This window comes from Streptomyces anatolicus, from assembly GCF_019400875.1.
Taxonomy (GTDB): Bacteria; Actinomycetota; Actinomycetes; order Streptomycetales; family Streptomycetaceae; genus Streptomyces; species Streptomyces anatolicus.
The window spans coordinates 1-4113 of sequence record NZ_WMBF01000526.1 but is presented as its reverse complement, the minus strand read 5'-3'; the positions used below and the strand labels follow the sequence as shown (position 1 = coordinate 4113).

General features: G+C 72.9%; 6 protein-coding genes. All 6 read left to right on the top strand.

From position 1 onward, the window contains the following. Window positions 1-20 precede the first annotated feature (20 nt). Entirely contained in the window at window positions 21-248 is a 228-nt protein-coding gene (locus tag GKQ77_RS28860; RefSeq protein WP_125512603.1) for a Trm112 family protein, read from the top strand. Window positions 249-261: 13 nt separating this feature from the next. Continuing rightward, window positions 262-1065, top strand: a complete 804-nt coding sequence (locus GKQ77_RS28855; RefSeq protein WP_219691957.1) for an FkbM family methyltransferase — start codon at window positions 262-264, stop codon at window positions 1063-1065. Further along, window positions 1055-1651 (top strand): hypothetical protein, encoded by a 597-nt coding sequence (locus GKQ77_RS28850; protein WP_219691955.1) that lies wholly within the window; start codon window positions 1055-1057, stop codon window positions 1649-1651. The genes GKQ77_RS28855 and GKQ77_RS28850 overlap by 11 nt, the downstream gene beginning before the upstream one ends. Before the next feature lie 69 nt (window positions 1652-1720). Continuing rightward, complete coding sequence (locus tag GKQ77_RS28845; RefSeq protein WP_219691953.1) at window positions 1721-2626, top strand: LysR family transcriptional regulator; 906 nt, start codon at window positions 1721-1723, stop codon at window positions 2624-2626. Between the two features lie 92 nt (window positions 2627-2718). Continuing rightward, a complete protein-coding gene (locus tag GKQ77_RS28840) occupies window positions 2719-3288 on the top strand; it encodes a cysteine dioxygenase family protein (RefSeq protein ID WP_219691951.1) in 570 nt (189 codons plus the stop codon). Further along, window positions 3288-4113: YeiH family protein (locus tag GKQ77_RS28835; protein ID WP_219691947.1), on the top strand; the 826-nt coding region annotated here is incomplete at its 3' end. The genes GKQ77_RS28840 and GKQ77_RS28835, both read left to right, overlap by 1 nt.

The window sequence follows — 4113 nt, the reverse complement described above, 5'->3', positions numbered from 1 at the left end:
CCCAAGGAGTTGACGAGCGGATGAACCCCGACGACCCGCTGCTGAAGATCCTCGCCTGCCCGCTGGACAAGGGCCCGCTGCATCTCCTTGCCCCCGCGGAACCCCTCGTACCGGAGGAGGCGCTCTACAACCCGCGCCTGCGCCGCCGCTACCCGGTCATCGACGGCATCCCGCAGCTGCTGCCCTCCTCCGGCGAGCAGGTCCCGGAGGACGAGCACGAGCAGCTCCTCAAGCGAATATCCCCGTGACGGGGGGCCGCCGATGACGCTCGCCGCGCGCCTCGCGCCCTATGTCCCCGACCGCCTGATCGCCTCCCTGGCCCGGCTGGTCTACCCCCGCTTCGAGCCGGAACTGGCCCGGCTCGCCGACCTCTGCCCGCCGGACTGCGGCACCGCCGTGGACGTCGGCGGCTGGTACGGGCCCTGGTCGCGCCGCCTCGCCTCCCGCGCGCGCCGCGTGGTGACCGTCGAGCCGGTGCCGCGCCTTGCCCGGCTGCTCGACGCCAGCACCCCCGGCAACGTCCGCGTCATCCAGGCCGCGGCCACCGACCGCCCCGGCACGGCCCGGCTCTGGCTGCCGCACGGGGACAACGGGGAGCGGGGCGTGTCATCCCTGATCCGCCGGGACATCCACGCCACCGCCGTCGACGTGCCGTGCATGACGCTGGACGGGCTCGGCCTGCGGGACGTCCACTTCGTCAAGATCGACGTGGACGGCAACGAACTGCCGGTGCTGCGCGGCGCGCACGAGCTGATCACCCGCGACCACCCGGCGATCTTCATCGAACTGGAGTCCCGTATCCAGCCGATCGCCCCGATCGTGGACCTCCTCACCCGCCACCACGGCTACCGGGGCTGGGTGCTGCCGCACGACACCTGGCTGCCGCTGGCCTCCTTCGATCTGGAGGCGCACCAGCGCGACACGTCGTACGTGGTGACGCAGGGCCTGCTGCGCCGGGTACTGACGCCCCGGCACCCCCGCTACGTCAACTCCGTGCTCTTCCTCCCGGAAGGCCGCCGCCCGGGACCGCGAGCGGTGCGCGACGATGGAGCACATGCCCGCTAGCCCCGCCGCCGCGCCCTTCACCCCGCTCGACTTCCAGCTGGTCCTGCTGCGCCGCATGGCCGACCACAACGCCGAGCTGGTGGAGGACGCCCGCCGCGCACTGGGCGCCTCCCTCGCGCAGATGCGGGAGGCCAACCGCCGCTGGCAGGCGATGACCCGGGGTGCGCGCTCCCGTGGCGCCGTGGCGCGCTACCGCTCCGTCCTCGGCGCCCCCGAGTCGACCGTCCGCCGCACGATCGGCGACCTGGAGTGCGAGGCGCTGCTCTGGCCGCTGCCGCTCTGGCCCGACCTGCGCTTCGAGGTCCTGCGCGCGCCGAACGGGGCCGTGTGGAACGAATGGCTGGTGCGCGCCCCGGGTGCGCCGGGCCCCGGCCTGCGCACCCTCGACGACCTGACCCCCTGGTCCTGCACGGTCGACGAGGCGGCCCGCGCCTTCCCTCCGGCGAGGCCCATGGAGGGCACGGCCCCTACCCGATGGCGCCTGGCGTTCGAGGCGCCGGACGCGGGTGGTGAGCGGCGGCGCTGTGTCGCGGAGTTCACGTGGGGGTTGTTGCAGCGAGTGGATACCGCACCGGTCAGCCAGTAGGGCCGTGGCGGCCACAAGCGCCGCCCCCACCCATGTTCGACCCTTCCAACATCTGCTTATGATTCAGCGGTGTTCGATTCACGGCACATCAAGACGTTCCACGAAGTGGTCCGCGCCGGGTCGTACTCGGCGGCCGCTCGGTCGCTCGGCTATACGCAGCCCGCGATCACCCAGCAGATGAAGGCCCTGGAGCGGTCCGTCGGGACTCCGTTGTTCACCCGGGTCGGGCGGCGGATGCGGCTGACGGAGGCCGGGGAGGCGCTGTCGCGGCACGCCGGGATCATCCTGGACGACATCTCCGCCGCCCAGCAGCAGATGAACGCGATCACGCGGCTGCGGTCGGGGCGGGTGCGGGTCTGTGCCTTCCCGAGCGCCAACGCCACCCTCATCCCCGAGGCCCTGGCGCGGCTCGCCTCGGGGCACCCGGGGGTGCGTGTCGAACTGCTCGAGGACGAGCCGCCGGAGTCGCTGCGGCGCGTGGTGCGCGGCGAGTGTGACATCACGCTCGCCTTCACCTACCCCGGCCTGCACGAAGAGGTGCCGGAGGAGCTGGCGGAGATCCCCCTGATGGAGGATCAGCTGACCGTGCTGCTCCCCACGGGGCACCCCATGGCACGCCGGCGTTCGGTCAAGCTCGCCGAGCTGGCGGAGGAGCGGTGGATAGCCGGCTGCCCCCGCTGCCGCGCCAACTTCCTGCACGAGTGCGCCGAGTTGGGCTTCGCTCCGGACATCGCCTTCACCACCGACGACAATCTCGTCGTGCAGAGCCTGGTCGCCGAAGGGCTCGGCATCGCGATGATGCCGGGGCTCGTCCTGAACTTCCTCTGCCACCGCAAGGTGACCGGCCGCGCCCTGGACCCCGCCTCGCGCCGCAAGGTCTCCGCGTACGTACTCAAGGACCATCTGCGCATCCCGGCCACCGCCCTCGTCCTGGACGAGCTGAAGACCGTGGCCGCCAACCGCGTCGGCTGCTGAGCCGCCACCCCCTCAATCCATAAGCAGAGTTTTCAGGGGCGCGAAAGAACTGTCGTTGGACGTGATGGATCAAGCGGCGCGACGCTGCCCCCATGACCACGCCGACCACGTACCGGCCCGCCCGGACCACCGCACGCCTCGACACCCTCGTCGCCGACGTGCGCGAGGCGGTCGGGCGCGGCCTGCCCCCCGACCTGACCGCCTACCTGGTCGGCGAGCGGCTCGCGCCCCACCTCGGCGCCGCCGATCTGCTCACCGACGAGCAGTGCAAGGGCCACCCCGACCGCTACCGCCAGCACGTCCTCCACGCCGAGCAGGACGGCAGCTTCTCGATCGTGGCCCTGGTCTGGCTGCCGGGACAGCACACCTCCGTCCACGACCACGTCTCCTGGTGTGTCACCGGCGTCCACGAGGGCGAGGAGCACGAGCGCCGCTACCGCCTGGTGCCCGCCACCGAGCCCGGCGGCACGGCCCGCCTCATCGCCACCGACGACGTCGTCAACCCGCAGGGCGCGGTCTGCGGCTTCGCGCCGCCCGGCGACATCCACCGGGTGTGGAACGCTTGCGGCACGCGCGCGATATCGATCCACGTCTACGGCGCCGACATAGCCCGCCTGGGCAGCAGCGTCCGCCGGGTCTACGAACTCCCGGCCGACCGCTGATGGCACTCCTCGGGGAGCGCCCCAAGTCCCGGCTCACGGCACCCGCTTCCGCCTCCGCCTCCGTTTCGCCGGGCGCGCGTCCCCCCGGCAAGCTTGCCGGGCTCGCCCTCGCCACGGCCGGCGTCGGCGTGGCCTGGGGCGTGCACCACCTCGTACCCGGCATTCCGATGCTCACCGCCGCCGTGGTCCTGGGCATCGCGGCGGCCCATATACCGGGCGCCGCCCACCACTTCGTACGCGGTCCCGGCAAGGCGGGCCTGACGTTCGCGGCGAAACGCCTCATGCGGGTCGGCGTCGTGCTGCTCGGCCTGAAGCTGGGCCTGGACGACGTGCTCGGGCTCGGCTGGGCGTCGGTGGTGATGGTGCTCGGCGTGGTCGCCGTCACCTTCTTCGGCACCTGGTGGCTCGGCCGCCGCATGGGGCTCCAGGGTGACCAGCCGCTTCTCATCGCCACCGGCTACTCGATCTGCGGCGCGTCCGCGATCGGCGCGGTCAGCGAGGTCTCCGAGAGCGACGAGCGGGACACGGCCACCTCGGTGGCCCTCGTGACGCTGTGCGGGACACTCGCGATCGCCGTACTGCCGCTGCTCCAGCACCCGTTGGGGCTCACCGACGCGGAGTTCGGGCGCTGGGTCGGGGCGAGCGTGCACGATGTGGGGCAGGTCGTGGCGACGGCGCAGACGGCCGGTTCCGGGGCGCTCGGCGACGCGGTCCTGGTCAAGCTGATGCGGGTGGCGCTGCTCGCGCCGCTCGTCGCGGCCGTCGCGCTTTCGGTGCGGGCGCGGTCGAGGTCCGGGGCGGTAGGGCGGGGCGGGGGCGCTGGGC